This window comes from Paraburkholderia fynbosensis, assembly GCF_902859935.1.
GTDB lineage: Bacteria > Pseudomonadota > Gammaproteobacteria > Burkholderiales > Burkholderiaceae > Paraburkholderia > Paraburkholderia fynbosensis.
In genome coordinates this window covers 1-19,361 of record NZ_CADIKI010000040.1, presented here as the reverse complement: position 1 = coordinate 19,361, position 19,361 = coordinate 1, and the positions used below count along the sequence as shown (strand labels likewise).

Sequence of the window (19,361 nt, the reverse complement as noted above, 5' to 3'; positions counted from 1 at the left end):
TAAAGAACACGTGCGACGTGCTAGCAACGTTAGAGAACCTTGGCCAAGCTTCTGTTGCACAAAGGCAACGACTATCCAGCCGCGAGAAAAGGTTGAAAAGGCCCTGCTCGACGAGACTTTTTTGAAATTTTTCGCTAGCAACGTTTCTGAACACGGCTAGCGCTAATAATGAACGCCTACACCTGCCGCGCACATACCACGCCGTTTCGCTCGTCTAAGTATCGCCAAGCAGCGACGCTTGCTGCGCCCGGCCGCGCGCATTGGCAAACGCGAGCAAAATCACGCTCAGAAAGCACAACGCCGCGACCGCCAGAAAGCCTGCATTGGGATCGTGCAACTGCGCGTCGGTCAACGCCTTCACCTGCGGCGACAGGAACGCACCGAGATTGCCGATCGACACGATGAACGCGATGCCGCTCGCCGCGCCCGTGCCCGCGAGATAGCGCGTCGGGAGACTCCAGAACACCGGCTGTGAGGCCGTCAGTCCAGGCACGGCGATGCAGCATGCGAGCACCATCAAGCGCGGATCGCTGATCCACGCGATCGACGCGAGCGCGAGCGAGCCGGCCAGAACCATCACCATTGCGACGCGCCGGTGATTGTCGCGCCTGTCGGCATGCACGGTTGCGATGCGCGTGGCGAGCGCCGAGCACAGCCACGGTATCGCGAGCAGCACGCCGATGCCTAAATCCACCTTGCCGCCCATCACCGACGTGAGCCGCGCGGGCAGATAGAACGTCAGCGGCGCGGTGCCCACCTGAATGAAGAAGTACACGCCGATGAAAATCAGCACCTTCGCGTCCTTCAGCACGCCCAGCGCCGAGTGCCGCACTTCGTTCAGCTTGCAGCGTTCTTCGGCGTCGAGCACGGCGCTCAATGCGCGCTTCTCGTCTTCGTCGAGCCATTTCGCGTCGCGCGGCCGGCTCTCGAGATAAAAGAACGCAGCCACGCCCGCGAGCGTCGCCGCGAGCCCTTCGACCACGAACATCAATTGCCAGTTAGTCAGGCCGAACAGGCCGTGCACCGTCAGCAGCCAACCGGAAAGCGGGCTGCCCAGCACCAGCGACAGCGGCACGCCGAGATAGAAGAGCCCGGTCGCGCGAGCACGCTGGCGTGCCGGGAACCAGTAGCTCAAATACAGCAGCACGCCCGGATAGAACCCCGCCTCGCACACGCCGAGCAGAAAGCGCAGCACGTAGAGCATGGTGGGCGTGTGCGCGAACATCATCGCTGCGGAGACGATGCCCCACGTCACCATGATGCGGCTGAGCCACACGCGCGCGCCCACGCGCTGCATGATCAGGTTGCTCGGCACCTCGAACATTGCGTAGCCGATGAAGAAGATGCCCGCGCCGAGCGCGAACGCGGCATCGCCGATGCCGGTGTCGGCCTGATACGCGATCTTCGCAAAGCCGATGTTGGCGCGGTCCAGAAACGCCAGCACCAGCATCAGACACAGGAACGGCAAGAGCCGCGCGCTTGCCTTGCGTACTGCGCGATCGAGCGGCGGCGCCTGCTCGCGGGATGAATTCATGGCCTGTCTCCGTCGTTGATGTGCTCGCGGAAAACCCTGATCGACATCACCTGCGTCGAGCCGCCATGATTACCCATATAAACGATGCATTCACCTAGGTAATTCACCGATACGTTTCACAACTGCTCATGACCGTCAGACTCAAAGGCATGACCTGGGACCATCCGCGCGGCTACGATCCGCTCGCGGCCTGCTCGACGCAGTGGCAGGAGCGCACGGGCGTCGAGATTGCGTGGGACCAGCGCTCGTTGCAGGACTTCGAATCCTTTCCCGTCGATGAACTTGCGCGAAATTACGATCTGATCGTCATCGATCACCCTCATGTCGGGCAGGTGACGCGCGAAGGCTGTCTGCGTCCGTTCGACGACGGCGCGGCGCTGCACAGCATCGAGCGCGGCTCGGTCGGCGCTTCTTATGCGAGTTATCGCTGGCAGGGTCGGGTATGGGCGCTGCCCATCGACGCGGCGACTCAGGTGCTCGCGTGGCGGCGCGACCGGCTCGTTGCCGCGCCGCGCAGGTGGGACGAGGTGATGGCGCTCGCGAAAGCGGGCCGGGTCGCGCTGCCGATGCGCGCGCCCCACTCGCTCATGTGTCTCTATACGCTCACCGCGCAGCTTGGCGCTCCCGGCGCGGTCAAAGGCCCGGACCTGTTCGAGCGCGGCACTGCCTCGCGCGCGTGCGACTATCTGCGCGAACTCGTTCGTCATATCGAGCCGCGCTGTTTCGACGAAGACCCGATCGCCGTCTACGAGCGCATGGCGCAGCCCGATGCGCGCATCGACTGCGTGCCGCTCGTCTACGGCTACGTGAATTACGCGTGGGCCGGTTTCAGGCCGGTGCGCATCGCGTTCGGCGACATGCCGGTGTTCGGCGACGGTGCGCCGGTCGGCTCCGCGCTGGGCGGCACCGGCATCGCAGTATCGGCGCGGCGCGAGCATCAGGACGAGGCGCTCGCATTCGCGCTGTGGGTCGCGGATGCGCAAGCCCAGCGGGGCCCGTTCGCCAGCGCGGGCGGCCAGCCGGGACATGCGGCGGCATGGGAAGACGACGCGGTCAACATCGCCTCCGGCGAGTTCTACCGCGCCACCCGCGCGACGCTCGAAGGCGCGTGGGTCCGGCCGCGCCACGACGGCTACATGGCGTTTCAGGAAGCCGCATCGCAGCGCCTCAATCGCGGCCTGCGCGTGGAAGACCCGTCGAGCGCGATCGTCGACGAGCTGAACCGGCTGTTTCGCGAGAGCCTCGCCGCATGAGCGCGCCGCTCGCGGGGCTGCTGGTCCTCGATCTCGCGCAGTTCCTGTCGGGGCCGTCCGCCGCGCTGCGCCTCGCGGATCTGGGCGCGCGCGTGATCAAGGTGGAACGCCCGGGCACCGGCGATATCTGCCGCACGCTCTATCTGACCGATACCGAAGTCGCCGGCGACTCCACGCTCTTTCACGCGATCAACCGCAACAAGGAAAGCGTCGCGCTCGATCTGAAGGACGCGCGCGATCTCGCCGCGCTGAAAGGACTGATCGCGCGCGCGGACGTGCTGATCCAGAATTTCCGGCCCGGCGTGATCGAGCGCCTCGGGCTAGGCTACGAAGCGGCCCGCTCGCTCAATCCACGCCTCGTCTATGCGAGCGTGTCGGGCTATGGCGAAGCGGGTCCGTGGACGCATATGCCGGGACAGGATCTGCTCGCGCAATCGCTGTCGGGCATCACGTGGCTCAACGGTCACGAAGGCGAAGGGCCGGTGCCGCTCGGCTTGTCGATCGCGGATATTCTGGCGGGACACGTGCTGACCGAAGGCATTCTCGCCGCGCTGGTGCAACGCGGCGTCACGGGCGCGGGCGCGCGGGTCGAGACCAGTCTGCTGGAAGCGCTGATCGATTTGCAGTTCGAAATGCTGACGACGTATCTGAATGATGGCCAGCGCCTGCCTCAACGCGCCGGGTATCGCAACTCGAACGCGTATCTCGCCGCGCCCTACGGCATCTATCCGACCGCCGACGGCTATCTCGCCCTCGCGATGATGCCGCTCGCGCAACTCGCCGCTACGTTGCCCTCGCCCGCGCTGCTCGCCTACGACGAGCGGGACGCTTTCACGCGGCGCGACGAGATCAAGCGCGTGATCGCGGCCGATCTGCTGCGGCATCCGACCGGCTACTGGCTCGCGCGCCTGGCTCCCGCCGACGTGTGGTGTGCCGAAGTGCTCGACTGGCCGCGTCTCATCGAAAGCGACGCATTCAGACGCCTGGGCATGCTGCAGACCGTCGGGCGCGAGGTGGGCGCGGCGGTGCATACGACGCGTGGCCCGCTGCGCATCGATGGCCGGCGCGCGGGCGGCGCGGGTGGCGCGGGTGGCTCACGAGCCGCGCCGCGGGTCGGCGAACACAGCGTGAGCGTGCTGCGGGAATTCGGCTTGAGATGAGCTACCCGACGCAGGTCGGAATCGGCTGCGCCGCCGACTGCTCGCTGCGATAACAGGCCTCGACGAGCGCCATCGTCTTCCACGCGTCGGCGACATCCGAGACGAGACGCTCGTCCTCGCCGCTCGCATAGCGCTGCAGGTTCGCCATCGTGCCGATGAACGCATCCGGGAACCACGCACCCGCCAACTCGATCTGCGTCCACTCGCCGCCGCGCGCGCAGTACCACAACTCGTCCGCCTCGCCCTTCGGGTAGTCGAGCAACGCGCCGAGCTTCACGATCAGCACGCCGTCGCGTCCTTCGAAGCGAAAACCCGCGTCCTGAAAGCGCCGCCCGAAATCGTGGTGATGATTGAGCGACAGCGTGCAGCGCAGCGTCTGGCCGTAATCGAGGATCGCGCTGGTGCGCGTATCCGCGAGTCCACTGCCGGGGTAGGTATAGCCGCGCGCCATCACGCCGTGTGGCTCGCCGACGAGCGCGCGGATCAGGTCGAGATAGTGGATCGAATGCGATACGACCTCGACGCGCCGGTCCGCTTTCAGATGCGGAAACAGATGCCAGGGCGTCGCCAGGTTCAGGTGCACCTCGACATCGACCAGTTCGCCGGCGAGGCCCTGACGCAGCGCGTCGCGCACCGCGAGCATCATCGGCGCGAAGCGCAGCTGGAAATTGACCGCCGCCTTCAGCCGGCGCGCTTCGCACAGCGCGCGCAGCCGGCTCGCCTGCGCGAGATCGAGGCCGAACGGCTTTTGCAGCAGCACTGCCGCGCCTTCGGGCGCGCGCTCGATAATCGCCGCATGCGCGGCGGCGGGCGCGGCGATATCGAAGACCGCCTCGGGCGCGTGGAAAGCCTCGTCGAGCGAGCTGAACACCTGCGGGATCGACCAGCGTTCCGCGACCTCGCGCGCCCGCGCTGCATCGAGATCGAATACCCCGCGCACGTCGAAACCGGCCGCGCGATAGGCAGGCAAATGCGCGTCCTGCACGATGCCGCCCGCGCCGATCAGCACGATCGGCCACGGCGCGGCAGGCATCGGCCAGCTTTGTTGAAGGGCGTTCATCGCACGATCTCCACGATTTGCGCTTGCGCGGCGGCGAGCAACGCGTCGCTCGGCTCGTTGCTGTCGACCGCGCGCGCGAGCATCGCATCGATCACATGCGAGATTTCCGCGAGCCGCGTATGCCGCGGCAACTCGCGGGCGTCGCGATGCAACGCCTCCAGTTGATGAAAGAACGGAATGCGCGCGTTGACCTCCGCGTCCCGCCAGGTCGAGATACGCGTGCCGATCGCGCCTTCGAGCGTCGTCAGGCGATCCATCGGCGCGCTCGCGCAATGGCGCAGGAAGCGCCACACGAGTTCCTTGTGGCGCGAGCCCGATGCCATCGCGAGCATCCAGAATACGTTCAGCGACACGCTGGTTCCGCGCGGCCCGCGCGGAATCGGCGCGACGCCCACGCTGCCGCGAACGCGGCTGTCGGCGGCGGTCTGCGCATACGCCGCGAAGCCGAACCAGTTGACCATCATCGCGACCTCACCCGCCGCGAACATCAGCCCGCAGCGCACGCTGTCGAGCGTCTGCGGAGCAGGCGCGAGCGCGGCGCTGTCGCGTGCCAGCGTGCGGATGAAATCGAGCGCGTCGCGAGCGGCATCGCTCTGCAGCGTGGGCGCGCCTTCCTGCGTGAAAAGCTCGCCGCCGCGTGTCCATACGTGGATGCAGAAATCATAGAAGCCGTTATGGCCGTCGGGAAAGAGCGCAAGTGCGGTGCCGTTCACGCCCCGCTCGGGCGCGTGCAGATGCCGCGCCGTCGCGACGAACTCATCCCACGTCGCGGGCGGCTGCAAGCCGGCCGCCTCGAACAGGTCCTTGCGATACACGAGGCACTCGGGGCCGTCGTGATACGGCATGCCCCAGAGACCATCGGCGAAGCTTTGCAGTCCGAGCAGCGACGCGCTCCATGCCTGCGGAAAGTCTTCGATCGGCAGCTTCGCCTGGAACGGCAGCAGATTCTCGACGAGCCCGAGCGCTTGCACCTGCGCGATCCAGTCGGTCGACAAAAACGCGATGTCCCACGCGCCGCCCGCGAGCTCGCGCCGTCCAATGAGCGCATCGTGCAGTGGATTCAGATCCATCGCTTCGATCTCGATGCGGGCGTCCTCCCCCGTCTTTGCGACGAAGTCGTCGAACTGCCTGACGATGCCGCTCTCGAATGGCCCGAACTGCCGCACCGCGACGCGCAGGGTATGGGTCAAAGCGGATCTCCGTTGATGATGCCCGCTGCTTGTCCGATCGCCCGCGCACAATCGTGCAGCGCCGGCAGCACGGCTTCGAGCGTCGGGCCCTCGCCCTTGCGTCGCAGCGTCGCCATCACGAGCGCCGCCTTCACGCGCGATTGCGGTGAGCCGACCAGCACGCCCAGATCGATGCCGCTTTCGAACCACTCGCCTTCGCTCCATTCGTAGCCCTGCGCGCGGATCCGTTCGAGCCGTTCGCGCAGGCTCTGCCTGCCCGCGGCCGAGAGCTGGCGATGCGTCGCGTCGCGTTTGAGCAGCGCGGCGGTTTCCGCGTCGGAATGGTTGGCGAGCAACACCCGCCCCGACGTGGTGCCCGCGAGCGAATGCAGCGAGCCGACTTCCACCGAGAGCCGGAACGGCTTCGGGCTTTCCTCCTGCGCGATCACCATCACCTGGTGGCCGTGCAGCATCGACAGGTGCAGCGACTCGCGCAACTGCGCCGCGAGCGCGCGCATGTGCGGCTCGGCGACGCGCAGCAGACCTTCATACGGTGAATGCGTGCGGCTCAGTTCGAACAGCTTGAGCGTCAGCGCATACGCGTTCGATCCCGAATCGCGCCACAGATAGCCGCGCGCTTCGAGACAGGTGAGCATGCGGAACAATTCCGGCGGCTGGCGATTGAGCGCGCGCGCGAGTTGGGCGCGCGTCATCGGCACGCCTTCGGCGGCGAGATATTCGAGGATGTCGAGCGCCTTCTCGACAGCGGGCACCGAATAATTGGGCTTGCTGCCTTGCGGCTGCTCGTCGTCAGCGTCGAGCGCGGCGGTTTCGGCGGTGTCTTTGGTGCGAGGCATGGCGAGATCCCTTAGCGTGAACGCGCGCGACGGCGCGACCCTCCCACGGTATAGATCGCGGCCGCGGTGACGACGACGGTGCCTTCGATCACGCCCTGATAGTTCGCGCCGAGGTTCAGAATGTTGAACCCGTTGGTGAGCGTAAACAGCAGGAGTGCGCCGACCAGCGTCTTGATCACGCTGCCCGCGCCGCCGTATAGCGACGTGCCGCCGAGAATCGCCGACGCGATCACGGTCAGTTCCGCGCCTTGCAGTGCCGTGGGATTGATCGCGCCGAGCCGGCTGCCGAACAGGATGCCGCCGAAGCCCGCCGCCGCGCTGCATAGAATAAATCCCGCCATTTTATAGCGCCCGACGTTGATGCCCGACAGGCGCGCGGCTTCCGCATTGCCGCCGACGGCATAGAGCCGCCTGCCGGTGCTGGTGAAGCTCAGCACGAACCAGACGAGCGCGGTGAAGACAGCCATATAGACGACGGGTTTCGCCACCGCGAGTCGCGCGCCGCCGATCAAGCCGAGCGCGAGCACGGCCGCGCCGCCGCTCAGGATGCCGAGCACGGCGGGCGCTCTGGAGCCGAGCGCGCCGCGCGCGTTGCGGGCGCGCATGATGAGAAACACGCTCGCGGCGATCAGCACGAGGCCGAGCAACACGAAAAAATGCCCGAGCGGCACGCGGCCCGATTCGAACATGCGCATCGCGGCGATCGCATCGACGGATTCGACCGACAGCGAGCGGCCGTCGGTAACGATCAGCACGATACCGCGTATCGCCGTCAGCGTACCGAGCGTGACGATGAACGCGTTGATGCCGAGCAGCTGCACGATCGCGCCGTTGAGCACGCCCGCGAGCACGGCGACGAGCATCGCAACGAGCGCGGCCGGCACGAAACCGATCGAATCCGCGAGGCCGATCATCACCGCCGCCGACAGCGCCGCCACCGACGCCACCGACAGATCGAAGTTGCCGGTGATCAGGATGACGGTCATAGCGACCGCCATGATCGCGATCAGCGACGCTTGATACAGCACGTTCGTCACGTTGACGATGGACAGATAGTTGGGCCGGCCCGTGTAGGCCGTCACCGCCGAGAGCACCAGCACGAGCAGAATCAGCGCGTAGTACACGCCCATCTCGCGCAGGCCGAATACGCGGCGCCAGTCGGTTTTCGCGGCGGCAGCGGCTTGCGTCGTGGTGGCGGCGTCGCCGGCGGAAACGGGATGCCCGTTGGAAGTCGAAAAGTTCATGTCAGTTCGCCCGATGTCGCACTGTCTGGATGAGCCGCCGCGCCGCGTCCGCCGGCGAGCAGGATCAGTTCGTGTTCGCTGGTGTGCCGCGCGACGCGCGTCGCGACGCATTTGCCGTCGCGCATCACGACGATCCGCTCGCTCACCGCAAGCAGTTCCTCGAATTCCGACGACACGACGATCACCGCCTTGCCGGTGGCCGCAAGCTCGCGCACCAGCAGCAAGATGTCCGTCTTCGCGCCGATGTCGATACCCGCCGTCGGTTCGTCGAGCAGGAACACGCGCACGTCGCTGAACAGCCACTTCGCGATGGTCACCTTCTGCGCATTGCCGCCGCTCAGTTCCGTGACGAGCACATCGGGCGACCCCGCCTTGATCTGCAGTCGCCTAATCGCGTCGTCGCCGCGCCTGGTCTCAAGTTCGCGCGACGGCAGCCAGCGTCGCCACGACACGCCTTCGAGCGCGGGCAGCGTCGTGTTGCGCCAGATCTCGAACAGCGGCACGAGGCCCTGGCGCATGCGGTCTTCCGGCACCAGCGCGAGACCCGCCGCAACCGACGCGCCGGTGGAGCGGCGGATCGGCTTGCCGCTCACGCGCACCTCGCCGGTGGCGGCGGTATCCGCACCGAAGATCGCGTGCAGCAATTCGCTGCGGCCCGAGCCGAGCAGCCCGGCGACGCCGATCACCTCGCCCGCCGCGACCGTCATCGAAATGGGCGCGAGCTTGCCGGGCGACGCCAGTTCGCGTAGTTCGAGCAGCACCGGCGCGTCGGCGGCGCGCGGCGCGGGCGCGGCACGCTCCAGCGCGACGATTTCGCGGCCCGCGATCGCCTCCGCGATGCGCGATTCGTCCAGTTCGTCCGTGTTCGCATGCATCACCGCGACGCCGTCGCGCAGCACGGTCACGCAATCGGTGAGCGCGATCACTTCGTCGAGAAAATGCGAGACGAACAGAATCGCCTTGCCTTCCACGCGCGACAGATGGCGGACCGTCTGGTAGACGATCTCCCGCTCCTCGTTCGCGAGCGACGCGGTCGGCTCGTCCATCACGATCAGTTCCGCGCCGGTGCCGAGCGCCTGGAAGATGGCGACCATCTGGCGCTCGCCGATCGGCAGGTCGCCGGCCAGCGCGTCCGCGTCCAGCCGATAGCCCACGCGCGCGCATAGCTCATCGAAGCGCGTGCGGTACGATGGGTCGCGCCGCCAGCGGCCCGAGTCGCCGAGAAACACGTTCTCGAGCACCGAGAGCGTCGGCACCAGCGGTATGTGCTGATGGATAGTCGCGACGCCCAGCGCGTTGGCCGCTTTCGGGCTCGACCATTGGACCGGCTCGCCGCGCCACACGATGCGCCCCGCCGACGCGGGAAACGCGCCCGAGAGGATCTTGATGAGCGTCGACTTGCCCGCGCCGTTGGCGCCGAGCAGGCCGTGGACCTTGCCGCGTTCGACGTCGAGATCGACACCGCGCAGCGCGACGGTGCCGTTCGGAAACACCTTCTCGACACGCTCGAATCGCAGCAGCGGCTCTGTCATCACCATTGCGGCACGCAGCTCGCGAGGTTCGCTTTGGTGATCGGCGGTGTGTCGTATGCGACGAACGCCGCTTTCGACACGTTCTTCTTCGTCACCGCGCCGTACAGCGCGTCGAATGCGAGCTTGCCGATTTCCTCGGGCTTGTAGCACACGGTGCCGGTCACGTCGCCGACCTTGATCGCGTTGATCGCGAGCTTCGAGCCGCCCATGCCGATCAGCTTTGCGTTCGCGCTCGCCGTGCGGACCGCGCGCGCGCAGCCGACCACCATGTCGTCCGATTGCGCGAAGAACAGATCGACGTCCGGATGCGACGCGAGCATGTTCTGGCAGGTCGACTCGCCCTTCTCCGCAGTCCAGTCGCCCGGCTGGGAAGCGACGATCCTGTACTTCGCGCCGGCCTTGTCGAGCCCTTTTCTGAAACCTTCGGTGCGCTGCTGGACTTCGGCGAAACCCGCCGCGCCCTCGACGATCGCAATGTTCGCCACGCGGCCCTTGGGCAGCATCGGCGCGGCCATTTCGCCGGCCTTCTCGCCCGCGGTGACTTCGTCCTGCGTGACGAGCGCGGACAGTTTCTCGTACACCCGCCTGATCGGCCGCTTGTGCGGATCGCCGATTTCCGACGCGACGCCGACGGTCGGAATGTCCTTCGCCGACGCGCGGTCGACCCAGCCCTGCGCGACGGTCGAATCGAGCGGCATGATCGCGATGCCATCGACCTTCTGCGCGATCAGATCATCGATATCGTTCGCCTGCTTCTGCACGTTGCCCTTGGCGTCGAGCACGACCGTCTTCACGCCCGCCTGTTTCGCCGCGTTCTCGAACCCCTTCGCGATGGCGGCCGCGAATGGATAGCTGAGCCCGACGCTCGAATAGCCGAGCGTCACTTCCTTCGCACCTGCCATGCCCGACACGCAGACGAGCGCAACCGCGCCCAGCGTCCCGATGATCTTACGCATTGACGTCTCCTGTTTGTGTTGTGCGCGGGTCGTACGCCCGCTCATTGCGGAACGACTAATCGCGACCGGCGTGGCGCCGCTCGACGAGATACAGGTGATCGCACACCAGCACGGTTTCGCCATGCTGGTTCGCGATATCGATACGTTCGACCACCACGCCATGTGTGTCGCGCTTCGGATGAGCGCGCTTTTCCGTGATGCTCGCGGTGACAGTGATCGTGTCGCCGATGAAAACGGGCTTGATGAAGCGCACGCGGTCATAGCCGGTCGACATTGCGCGCGGGTTGATCGTGCTCGCCGTCATGCCGATGCCCACGCTGAAAACGAGCGTGCCGTGCGCGATGCGCTGGCCGAAATCCTGCGTCGCGCACCACTCGGCATCCATGTGATGCGGGAAGAAGTCACCGGTCTGTCCCGCGTGCATCACGACGTCGGTTTCCGTGATCGTGCGTCCGAAAGTACGGCGCGAAAATCCGGTCTCGTAGTCTTCGTAGAACTGTTCGTTGATCACGGCGCGTCCTCCGCTGCGTGGTTGTCGAGCGCAAATCCGGCGGCGATTTCTTCCGTGTGTTCGCCGAGCGCGGGCGCCGAGCGCGACGACTTCAGTACGGCGCCGTCGATCCGGATCGGGCAGCGCAGCGTCGTCAGCGCGTCGCCGGATGTCGTGACGATTCGCTGCGTCATGTCGAGCGCCGCGAAGCCGGCGTGCTCCATCAGTTCTGCGTAATTCAGCACGCGCGCGCACCAGATATCGGCGGGCTCGAGCACCGCCAGCCATTGCGCGGCGGTGCGCGTGCGCAGATGGGCGCGCAACACCGCCTTGATGTCGTCGCGCCGCGCGAACGCGAGCGACGGTGCCGCGTAGGCTTCGAGCGCGGGACATTCGAGCAGGCGCGCAAGCTGCGCGATCGGCGCCATCGCGATCGCCAGATGACCTTGCGCAGTCTCGAAGATGCCGTACGGCGCCGCGCCATAAACGCTCGCGTTGTTCACCTCGGAACGCCTGGGCAGCGCGCCCTCGCCGCGCAGGTACGCGGTGATCTGTTCGAACTGCACGTCGAGAATCGACTCCATCAGGCTCGCCTCGACGCGCGCGCCGCGCCCCGTCACGCCGCGACGCACTAGCGCCGCGAGCACACCCTGCGCGAGATGGGCGCCCGTGATGATATCCGCGAGAGAAATGCCGACCGGGACCGGCCCCTGCGCCGCATCGCCGGAAAGCCAGGTAATGCCCGAAAGCGATTGCGCGAGCAGATCCTGACCGGGCTTGTCGCGCCACGGACCGGCTTCGCCGTAACCGGTCACGTTCGCATACACGAGCCGCGGATTGATCTCTCGAACGATGTCGTAGCCGAGCCCGAGACGCTCCATCACGCCGGGACGGAAGTTGTGGATCAGCACATCGGCGCGCGCGACCAGCGCTTTCACGCGCTCGAGATCGGCGGAACGCTTCAGATCGGCCGCGAAGCTGCGCTTGTTACGGTTGATGGTATGGAACAGCACGCTGTCGCCGCCGAGCAACTGATCCGCGATGCTCAGCTGACGGCACAGGTCGCCGCCTTGCGGACGCTCGACTTTCACGACGTCGGCCCCGAGGTCGGCGAGCCTGAGCGAACACGACGGGCCGGCCAGAAACTGGCTGAAATCGACCACCAGCAAGCCTTCGAGCGGCATGGGATCGGCACTTTCCGGGATCGGCGCGGCGTCTTCGACGGGCATGACATTGATCGCTGAGTCGTTCATGCAGAAACTATATGTTTGCAGATGAACGACTTCAATCTAGGGATTTCCCGTGGCGGCCGCTCCGGAAACGGCGCGAAGCTGGCGCTTCGAGCGACGGCAGGCGGCGGTCGGGCGAGCGCGCCTGCGCTCACTTCGCGTGCGCGCTCGCGGTCACCATTGAAGCGCTGCGATCGAAAGAGGCGCCCGCAACGTCGGAGGACGTATGCTCAGTCGACGAAACCTGCTCAATAGCGCACAGCGCGGTGCGCGATGGATATGCGAGCAAAGAAACGGTGCTTTCTCGATGCGCTTCACTGCGCACTCGGCGTGCGAGAAGCGAGTTAGTCGCTTTATGGGTGGAAAACTGAAGCCCGCCGAGCTTCCGCACATCGTCGTCCGCGCGAGGGCCATGGCGTCCGTCTGGCTCGGTCGACCGCACGCGAGCACATTCCTGCGGCAAGCTATATAACTCACGCGGCAGCAGACCCGGATTCGATTCAATGCGGAAATGCGGCTCAGGGCGCCTGCCTCACGTCGTCAGAGATGGATCCCTGGCAGGTCGGTGATGCGCTCAACCCTGCAAACCGGGATGTACGCCACCCTATCGGTATTTCGCCCCAATGCACCATCACGCTTATCCTCGGCGTCGATCGAGTCCACATTCCCCATATTCACAATGGCTAGGTACTCAGGGTGCGCAGTTCGCCAGAGAGCAATCCCTTCAAGGTGCGCACGAAGATGCCAAGAATGACAAGACTGGCGACACCAAGAAGAAGCAAGGCGACGCTATTGGTGAAGCGGCCGGGACTCTCTGCTGCAACTTTGAGAGAGCAAATCGCCGGCGCTAAAAGAGGAAAACTGACGGCCCACCATGCAAGACGAAAGGGACAGCAGCTTGCAAGATAGCGCATCTGTCCGAAGAGCACCGCAAGTAAAAACAAGGTCAGCATATAGAGTGCTTGCGCGAACAGATCATGGCCACCGATCACCGTGACGTAAGCCGAGTACCTCTAAGTTGGCGTGTTTTATAAAGGAAAGCTATAAATGGATTTGTATGAACACAATCGTGTTGTAAATAGCGTGCGTCAGGAAAGTTGCGATAATCGGGTTTCTTTGCCGAGATTTTTCTGAGAGGTATATTCCGGACAAAATTGCACCAGCCCATGCGATTTTTAGAAGAGGCACGCCGCCAACCCAGTGGGCAGCAGTGAACGCAGAGACAGACGTCAGCCATGCAATTAGCGCGAACCTCTCACGAAAGCAATAAAAAAACCCCTCGAGTATAAAGCACTGGAATATGAGTGTTTCAATGGCGGGAGCAATTAAGCAGCCGATAATGAGTTGCTGCCAAACCGCTTGCGCCGAGAAAACGCGATCATGAATGCCGCTGTCGCCGGATAACCATAGCGCGAGAAATTCAATAATATATTGACCAATACAGATTACCGCGACGGCAATCGCAATTGAAACTAGACAGGAGGTGGTCAGGAGATCGATCATGGAGTTCTGCGTCGAAGTGCATTTAAGATTCGAATCCGAAATTGGCGCGTTACGCTCATAATTCCGCATGATCGGTTCTCTCAGATTTCTAAATATTTACCTAATTTAAGCACACAGCAATGTTAATGTAAATACGAGAGTAAACCACCATGATAATCATTCGTATTATCCAAAAGGAATAATTGTTGGTCTAAAGCGTTCTTTTGGAACTGGAAACAGAATCGAAATTACATAAACTTAACTAACTAAATACAAATAACTACTATATTCCCTTCATGTGCTTTCAAATGTAAGATATGCGCCAATACCTGTCAGGGCGAGACGCCGAATACACGTCGGGATGGGAGCGGCGCAGAAATCGGCTCTTCTCGTTGCTGTCTGACGCGTCGCGCCCGTTGTTTCGCGCGAGAGCATGAAATGGTCCGTCATCTCTGGGTCCGGTTGATCGCACGGCGCCTGCGTTCACGCCGGCAAATGGATTCGCGACAACATACTGCTGCTCGACAAGCCACCGGAACATTGCTGAGAGAACTGACAACGCATAGGCCACCGATGAGGGACGCAACCGGCAGAAGAACGGCTTCCACCCGTCCGACAGGCGGGATTGCCGTGGACCTAGCCATCGATCTGCCGGTTTAGGAAAGCGCAGAAAAGCTCTGTAAGCAAGGGCATCGCTGGTGTTTAATGACGAGAGCGCTCGCTTGCGTTCCAGGTTGGCCCAGAGCAAGAGCCGCTCGGCTTCCTTGCGATAGGCCCTCAACGTTGTATCCGCCTCATGCATCGCGAGCCATGCTTCGATTGCCTCCCTGTCCGTCGCTACATTTAACAGGCACCTTGTCTTCGGAGCACGGTACTTACCCCTCGATCCGTCCCGGCTGTGTGTGACTATCGTCGGGAGCCAGTCGACGCGTCGATTCGGCTGGTAATGTTCCACCATCCGTCGCGCAGATTCCGTCAGCGCGGGATGGCGCGAAAATAGCGCTTCAATCTCGCGCGCTGATGCCGGGCCGATACCATCGATGTGAGTCCACCAGACTTGACGGCGAGGAACCTGTAGCGTCAATTCAGCGAGCGTTTCAATGCCAGACGCTTTAATGCCCGGCTCGCTCGTCCGGGCAGCCAGCAGACGATGTCATCATTTATTTGCGGCTCACGGCCATGCAGTTCACGCAACGCCTCCATTGCGCGATGAACCGACATACCGGGTCGAGTACTGTTTGAGCCTCGATCCGCGAGGAGAGCGGCGAGATCATTCCGGCCGTTCAATTCGGCAATGTAGAGCAGGCGACGCCTGATTCGGCCGAGGACTCCTCTGGAGGACTGCGCTTTAATTCGTTTGTGTGAGAGATAACGGTCAACCGCTGCACGCGCAGAAAGACCCTCATACCATGCGCGCAGGGCAGCAAGGGATGCGTAGTCGGGAAACGGAACATACGCGCGCCCGTCGTGATCGTCGTGACTGGAATGCTTCACGTTCGCCTCCTGACGCGTGCAGCAGTTCCAAAGGGTATGGCACTGACCGACCTCTTGCCTAGCCCGTACCCGAAACGACGCTATTCCGATAACGAATCTTATCGCACCAGAGTTTCTCGCCTTTGAAAGTCAACGCACTCTGAATTGATTGGTACTGGATGTTATCTAACAATAGTGGATTTGGCGGCCCTTCCGCACCTCAACAATCGTCATAGTCGAAGGCGCATGCACCGAGAACTTTGGTAGCTGAGTAGTGCCTGTGGCGTCCCAGCGGACGCGCATTTTCCGAGATCAAATGAAGATGTTTGCGCGCCCGCGAGCCGACAACGTAAAGTAACTTGCTCGCAGCTTTGACGCCGTCGACCTCGCTAAAGTGAGGCACCATGCCCTCAAGAAGGCCGAAAGCAATGACCACGTCGAACTCGGCCCCCTTGACCCCGTGTATGGTCGAAACGGTGATACCGGTCCGTTCACGAAATACCTTTCGAAAGAATGCGACGTCGCCAATGTAACTGGCGCCCGCTTTCTGAAGCTTTTCAATCCGTGCCTGTGAACTGCGGAAGAATGCCTCACGATGCTCCACCAACTGTGGAAAGCTATCGAGGTCTATGTTGAGCAGACCAAAAAGCGCATTGAACGCTCGATCTAGGTATGTGATTCCGTCTGTCTCCGGGATCGCGATTGTATTACACTCCCTCAACAGCAATCGTTGTGTCAAACGGGAAGTTTGTACCCCAAAATCACTAAGATCGTTGATTACATCGCCCGCCCATCGCATGCGACGAACGAGCATGCCTGGTGAACGCTCCGTCAGCAGAATCTTTGATAGTTTGAACCAGAAGTTATCAGGGTCATTGCTGAACGGTACGAGGCCTGGTCCATCGAACTGCTGATCCGGTAACATTGCTACCAGTTTGCGTGTCGTCGAGGCCAGCAAAATCCACCATGGCGCGAGTACGCAAATCTCCTTGGGAAGATGACCCGCTAAGGCTCGATTTGATCAGCCTCGCCAGCTCATCATGCAAGTCGGCGAGCGGTAAGTGGCGGTTATAGGAAACCGTGCTCGGGAATTTTGCGTTTTCCCCCGCGCTCGCGATACTGGTCGCATGGACGTTGAAGTTTGAGAAATAGCTGATGATTCTCTGGCTCGAACGGTAGTTTCGGCTGAGCGCCATCTTCTTGATCGGAATGCACGCTGCAGTGCGAAAGTCGGCCACCGAAATAGCATACCCGCCGAGTGAACCGTAGATCGCCTGGTTCGGGTCGCCGACGATGAAGGTTTTTGTACGACCGCCTCCTTCTCGCAGAATGGCGGTGACAAGGCTATATTGGATCTCTTTCGTATCCTGATATTCATCCACAAGGATGTAGGAGAATACTTGAGAAAGCAGCGAAGCAATATGCGCCTGTTCGCGCATGAGGTTATGTGCGTGCCAGAGGATCAACTCGAAATCGATCTGCCGCGCCTCTTCGAGTTCGCGGAAATATTCACGCAGGATTTTGTGAAGCGCCTCATGCTTCCAAGCGTCGACGCAACCTAGATGATACCCACTCTCGTTGAAGTAGTAGTCACAGTCCCAGTGTGTCACCCCAGAATACGGCGCGCATAGCCGCTCAAGCATCAGTTCGCAATCATGCCTGTCGAGGATGCGGTAGCCACGCGCAAGCTCTGGAAGATAGATGCCGTACGGTTTGATGATCCATTCGAGACAGAAGGAATGGATAGTCCCTATCCACAGACCCGACGTATCGACACCCATACCTTCGATTCGCTCCCTGATTTCATCGGCTGCGCGATGGGTATAGGTGATGGCTACGACAATCCGCTTATCCGTACGACGGGAAAGCTCATAGGCGATCTTGTAGGTCAGCGTTCTCGTCTTCCCGCTACCCGGGCATGCGATGAGGAAAACGCTGGACGGCTCTTCGATTGCGTCAACCTGCTCGGGATTTAATTCGCGTGCGTCCCAAGCGAACATCATGCCATCTCCGTGAGGAACGGCTCGATAGCGTCGCCTGGCATTGCTACGTCGACTGCCGCTTTGATTGCCGGCAGATCGATTTCACCCGCTCGGAAGCGATCGAGCTCCCCCGCCAAAATCGATAAACGGGCATGCGCTGAAGGATCCGCTCGGTTCAGGCAGGCTGCTCGATGCTGAAGCACTCTGACAATTAGTGGCCGCGAAAAGGGACCATGCGCGAACATGATCGCCCGTCGGATGTAGGCCGGTATCGCGACTTGATGACTCAGCTGATCCGCGAGCAGAATTGCGAACCATCCCTTGCCCTCATTTTCGGCCATTCGTAGAGTCCGAAGCCCCATGAGACTCAGTTTTGCTGATCGGAGAGAAGCCTTCGCTTTGACGATAGTCGGTGTATCCGTGTACACCGTCTCGACGGTACGAACGACTGCTTCGTGGTTGCCGGCCGCGACGAAATCAACTTCAAACGTGTGCGTTGCGTAAAAGGTCGCGAGCCAAGGGTTTCCAGTGACAAAGGCATCAAGGTCGGTCTTTCGTTCTGCGCCCGCTTTCGCTGAGCCAACCGCCTTGCGCTTTCTCGCAGCGATAGCGTCAGAATCTTCATCGTTTGGGGTCACGTCGAAGAAGATGGAATCGAGGTCGGTGACTATTGCACAGCGTTTGCGAATTCGCAGCTCATGAAACAGGATGGCCACATTCTTGAAGCCAGTGCTGCGGATATTAATGACGCTGATGCCGAGTTCGTCGACGCTGAGACCAAGCACCTTCTTGACGAGAATCGGAACTAAGATCTCCTCGGCGTCGCCCTCAACGAGCACCACGCTCTTTGCGAAGAGTAGATTGCTGCGCACCGCGTCCAGGTACCGCTGAATGCTCGTTATTTGGAACGGCTCCAGCCCGGTAGCCGGTTGGTAGGATTCACAAAAGGAGCCGTGCCGTCCCAGAATGTTGACGTTACTGACATTGCTCACCTCCGAGATGTGCGTCGAATGCGTTGTGTAGATGATCTGGGCGTCGCTGTAGGCGATGCGGTCGAACAGCGTCTTCTGGATATGGGTGTGAATGTGCGCTTCCGGTTCCTCGATCAAAAGGAAGTTGGCGATAGCCAGCTTCTCCCGCTGATACTTGAACTCCAGCAGCTTGAGTGTCAGGTAGATCAGATTGGCCCCGCCCAAGCTCAGCTCGTGGATTGCCCCCTCATATCCCTCTTCTGACTCGCCCACGAACAGACGCAGTGATTGAAATAGCTTTTCTGCTTCGTCCGGCAGGTCTGATTTGATAGAAAGCGAAGCTGGCGAGTAGGTCTCGCCGGCGGCATCCTTGATCGTTTCGCGAATGTGCTTGCGTACAGATTGCACGTCATCAAGGCGTTCGATGGATGAATTCAGATCCTGAACCATCTGGGTGATCGGCAGCATCGCCTTTGGATTTATCTCGCCACTTTTGCTCTTGAGTAGCGTGAAGAGCGGATTCGTCCGGTTGTTATGAAATTCTGCAACGACGTCGCGCAGGGCCTGGATGAAAGTCAGCGATACCTCTTTAGTGACCGAGAGAAATCCCGGTACTTTCACCCCGATCTCTGGAAACTCGGTCTCCGAACTGAAAAAACATTCATCGAAGCTGCCTACGATCTTGTCGTACACCGTCGGATCACTGAAATCGGCTCTGCTCCTTCCAGTGAATACAGTTTCGTAGTCGTCGATCGTAATAGCGTCCCGTATTTTGACAAGCTCGTCATTGTCGAAGATATCAAGCGCGGCCAGCTTGAGCGGAATCTCCTTCTGGGGTCGGAAGATCAGGTTATAGGTAGGGCGGTTTCAAGAGTGAAGCGCAACAGCGGGTTTAATGTTTAGAGCCTTGAGGTTGACTTGCTGAGGCAAGGGTCGCGGCGAAGACCTCGAATGGCGAATGGAAGGCAT

The 19,361-nt window shown here is 62.0% G+C and carries 18 protein-coding genes; 2 read left to right on the top strand and 16 right to left on the bottom strand.

Going from position 1 to position 19,361, the window contains the following annotated elements:
* Positions 1-214: 214 nt before the first annotated feature.
* Positions 215-1,534, bottom strand: a complete 1,320-nt coding sequence (locus HV770_RS36615) for an MFS transporter (RefSeq protein ID WP_175166297.1) — start codon at positions 1,532-1,534, stop codon at positions 215-217.
* A gap of 128 nt (positions 1,535-1,662) precedes the next feature.
* Here HV770_RS36615 and HV770_RS36610 point away from each other — a divergent pair, with 128 nt between their 5' ends.
* Positions 1,663-2,787 (top strand): extracellular solute-binding protein, encoded by a 1,125-nt coding sequence (locus HV770_RS36610; protein ID WP_175166296.1) that lies wholly within the window; start codon positions 1,663-1,665, stop codon positions 2,785-2,787.
* Complete coding sequence (locus HV770_RS36605; protein ID WP_175166295.1) at positions 2,784-3,947, top strand: CaiB/BaiF CoA transferase family protein; 1,164 nt, start codon at positions 2,784-2,786, stop codon at positions 3,945-3,947. Before HV770_RS36610 ends, HV770_RS36605 begins: the two co-directional genes overlap by 4 nt.
* A 1-nt stretch (position 3,948) precedes the next feature.
* Here the strand turns inward: HV770_RS36605 and HV770_RS36600 are convergent, their stop codons facing one another.
* The 15 genes from HV770_RS36600 to HV770_RS36535 form a co-directional block, all read right to left on the bottom strand.
* Complete coding sequence (locus HV770_RS36600; protein ID WP_175166294.1) at positions 3,949-5,007, bottom strand: Gfo/Idh/MocA family protein; 1,059 nt, start codon at positions 5,005-5,007, stop codon at positions 3,949-3,951.
* Positions 5,004-6,197, bottom strand: coding sequence for an extracellular solute-binding protein (locus HV770_RS36595; protein ID WP_175166293.1), 1,194 nt, complete (start codon positions 6,195-6,197; stop codon positions 5,004-5,006). Before HV770_RS36595 ends, HV770_RS36600 begins: the two co-directional genes overlap by 4 nt.
* Positions 6,194-7,033: an IclR family transcriptional regulator gene (locus tag HV770_RS36590; protein WP_175166292.1), complete on the bottom strand. Its 840-nt coding sequence runs from the start codon at positions 7,031-7,033 to the stop codon at positions 6,194-6,196. Before HV770_RS36590 ends, HV770_RS36595 begins: the two co-directional genes overlap by 4 nt.
* Positions 7,034-7,044: 11 nt before the next feature.
* A complete protein-coding gene (locus tag HV770_RS36585) occupies positions 7,045-8,277 on the bottom strand; it encodes an ABC transporter permease subunit (RefSeq protein WP_217468703.1) in 1,233 nt (410 codons plus the stop codon).
* Positions 8,274-9,809, bottom strand: coding sequence for a sugar ABC transporter ATP-binding protein (locus HV770_RS36580; protein WP_246291571.1), 1,536 nt, complete (start codon positions 9,807-9,809; stop codon positions 8,274-8,276). The genes HV770_RS36585 and HV770_RS36580 overlap by 4 nt, the downstream gene beginning before the upstream one ends.
* Positions 9,809-10,765: a sugar ABC transporter substrate-binding protein gene (locus tag HV770_RS36575; RefSeq protein WP_175166290.1), complete on the bottom strand. Its 957-nt coding sequence runs from the start codon at positions 10,763-10,765 to the stop codon at positions 9,809-9,811. Before HV770_RS36575 ends, HV770_RS36580 begins: the two co-directional genes overlap by 1 nt.
* Positions 10,766-10,820: 55 nt before the next feature.
* Positions 10,821-11,276, bottom strand: coding sequence for a MaoC family dehydratase (locus HV770_RS36570; protein ID WP_175166289.1), 456 nt, complete (start codon positions 11,274-11,276; stop codon positions 10,821-10,823).
* Positions 11,273-12,484: a CaiB/BaiF CoA transferase family protein gene (locus tag HV770_RS36565; RefSeq protein WP_217468702.1), complete on the bottom strand. Its 1,212-nt coding sequence runs from the start codon at positions 12,482-12,484 to the stop codon at positions 11,273-11,275. The genes HV770_RS36570 and HV770_RS36565 overlap by 4 nt, the downstream gene beginning before the upstream one ends.
* Before the next feature lie 683 nt (positions 12,485-13,167).
* Positions 13,168-13,476 (bottom strand): SLAC1 family transporter, encoded by a 309-nt coding sequence (locus HV770_RS36560; RefSeq protein ID WP_281366324.1) that lies wholly within the window; start codon positions 13,474-13,476, stop codon positions 13,168-13,170.
* A gap of 49 nt (positions 13,477-13,525) precedes the next feature.
* Positions 13,526-13,987 (bottom strand): CPBP family glutamic-type intramembrane protease, encoded by a 462-nt coding sequence (locus HV770_RS36555; RefSeq protein ID WP_175166288.1) that lies wholly within the window; start codon positions 13,985-13,987, stop codon positions 13,526-13,528.
* Between the two features lie 283 nt (positions 13,988-14,270).
* On the bottom strand, positions 14,271-15,050 hold the full coding sequence (locus HV770_RS36550) for a phage integrase family protein (RefSeq protein ID WP_175166287.1): 780 nt from the start codon (positions 15,048-15,050) through the stop codon (positions 14,271-14,273).
* Positions 15,047-15,460: a hypothetical protein gene (locus HV770_RS36545; RefSeq protein ID WP_175166286.1), complete on the bottom strand. Its 414-nt coding sequence runs from the start codon at positions 15,458-15,460 to the stop codon at positions 15,047-15,049. Before HV770_RS36545 ends, HV770_RS36550 begins: the two co-directional genes overlap by 4 nt.
* A 199-nt stretch (positions 15,461-15,659) precedes the next feature.
* Positions 15,660-16,364 (bottom strand): 3'-5' exonuclease, encoded by a 705-nt coding sequence (locus HV770_RS39265; protein ID WP_246291567.1) that lies wholly within the window; start codon positions 16,362-16,364, stop codon positions 15,660-15,662.
* On the bottom strand, positions 16,312-17,442 hold the full coding sequence (locus HV770_RS39260) for a UvrD-helicase domain-containing protein (protein ID WP_246291565.1): 1,131 nt from the start codon (positions 17,440-17,442) through the stop codon (positions 16,312-16,314). The genes HV770_RS39265 and HV770_RS39260 overlap by 53 nt, the downstream gene beginning before the upstream one ends.
* A complete protein-coding gene (locus HV770_RS36535) occupies positions 17,439-19,085 on the bottom strand; it encodes an ATP-dependent nuclease (protein ID WP_246291563.1) in 1,647 nt (548 codons plus the stop codon). Before HV770_RS36535 ends, HV770_RS39260 begins: the two co-directional genes overlap by 4 nt.
* Positions 19,086-19,361: the final 276 nt, after the last annotated feature.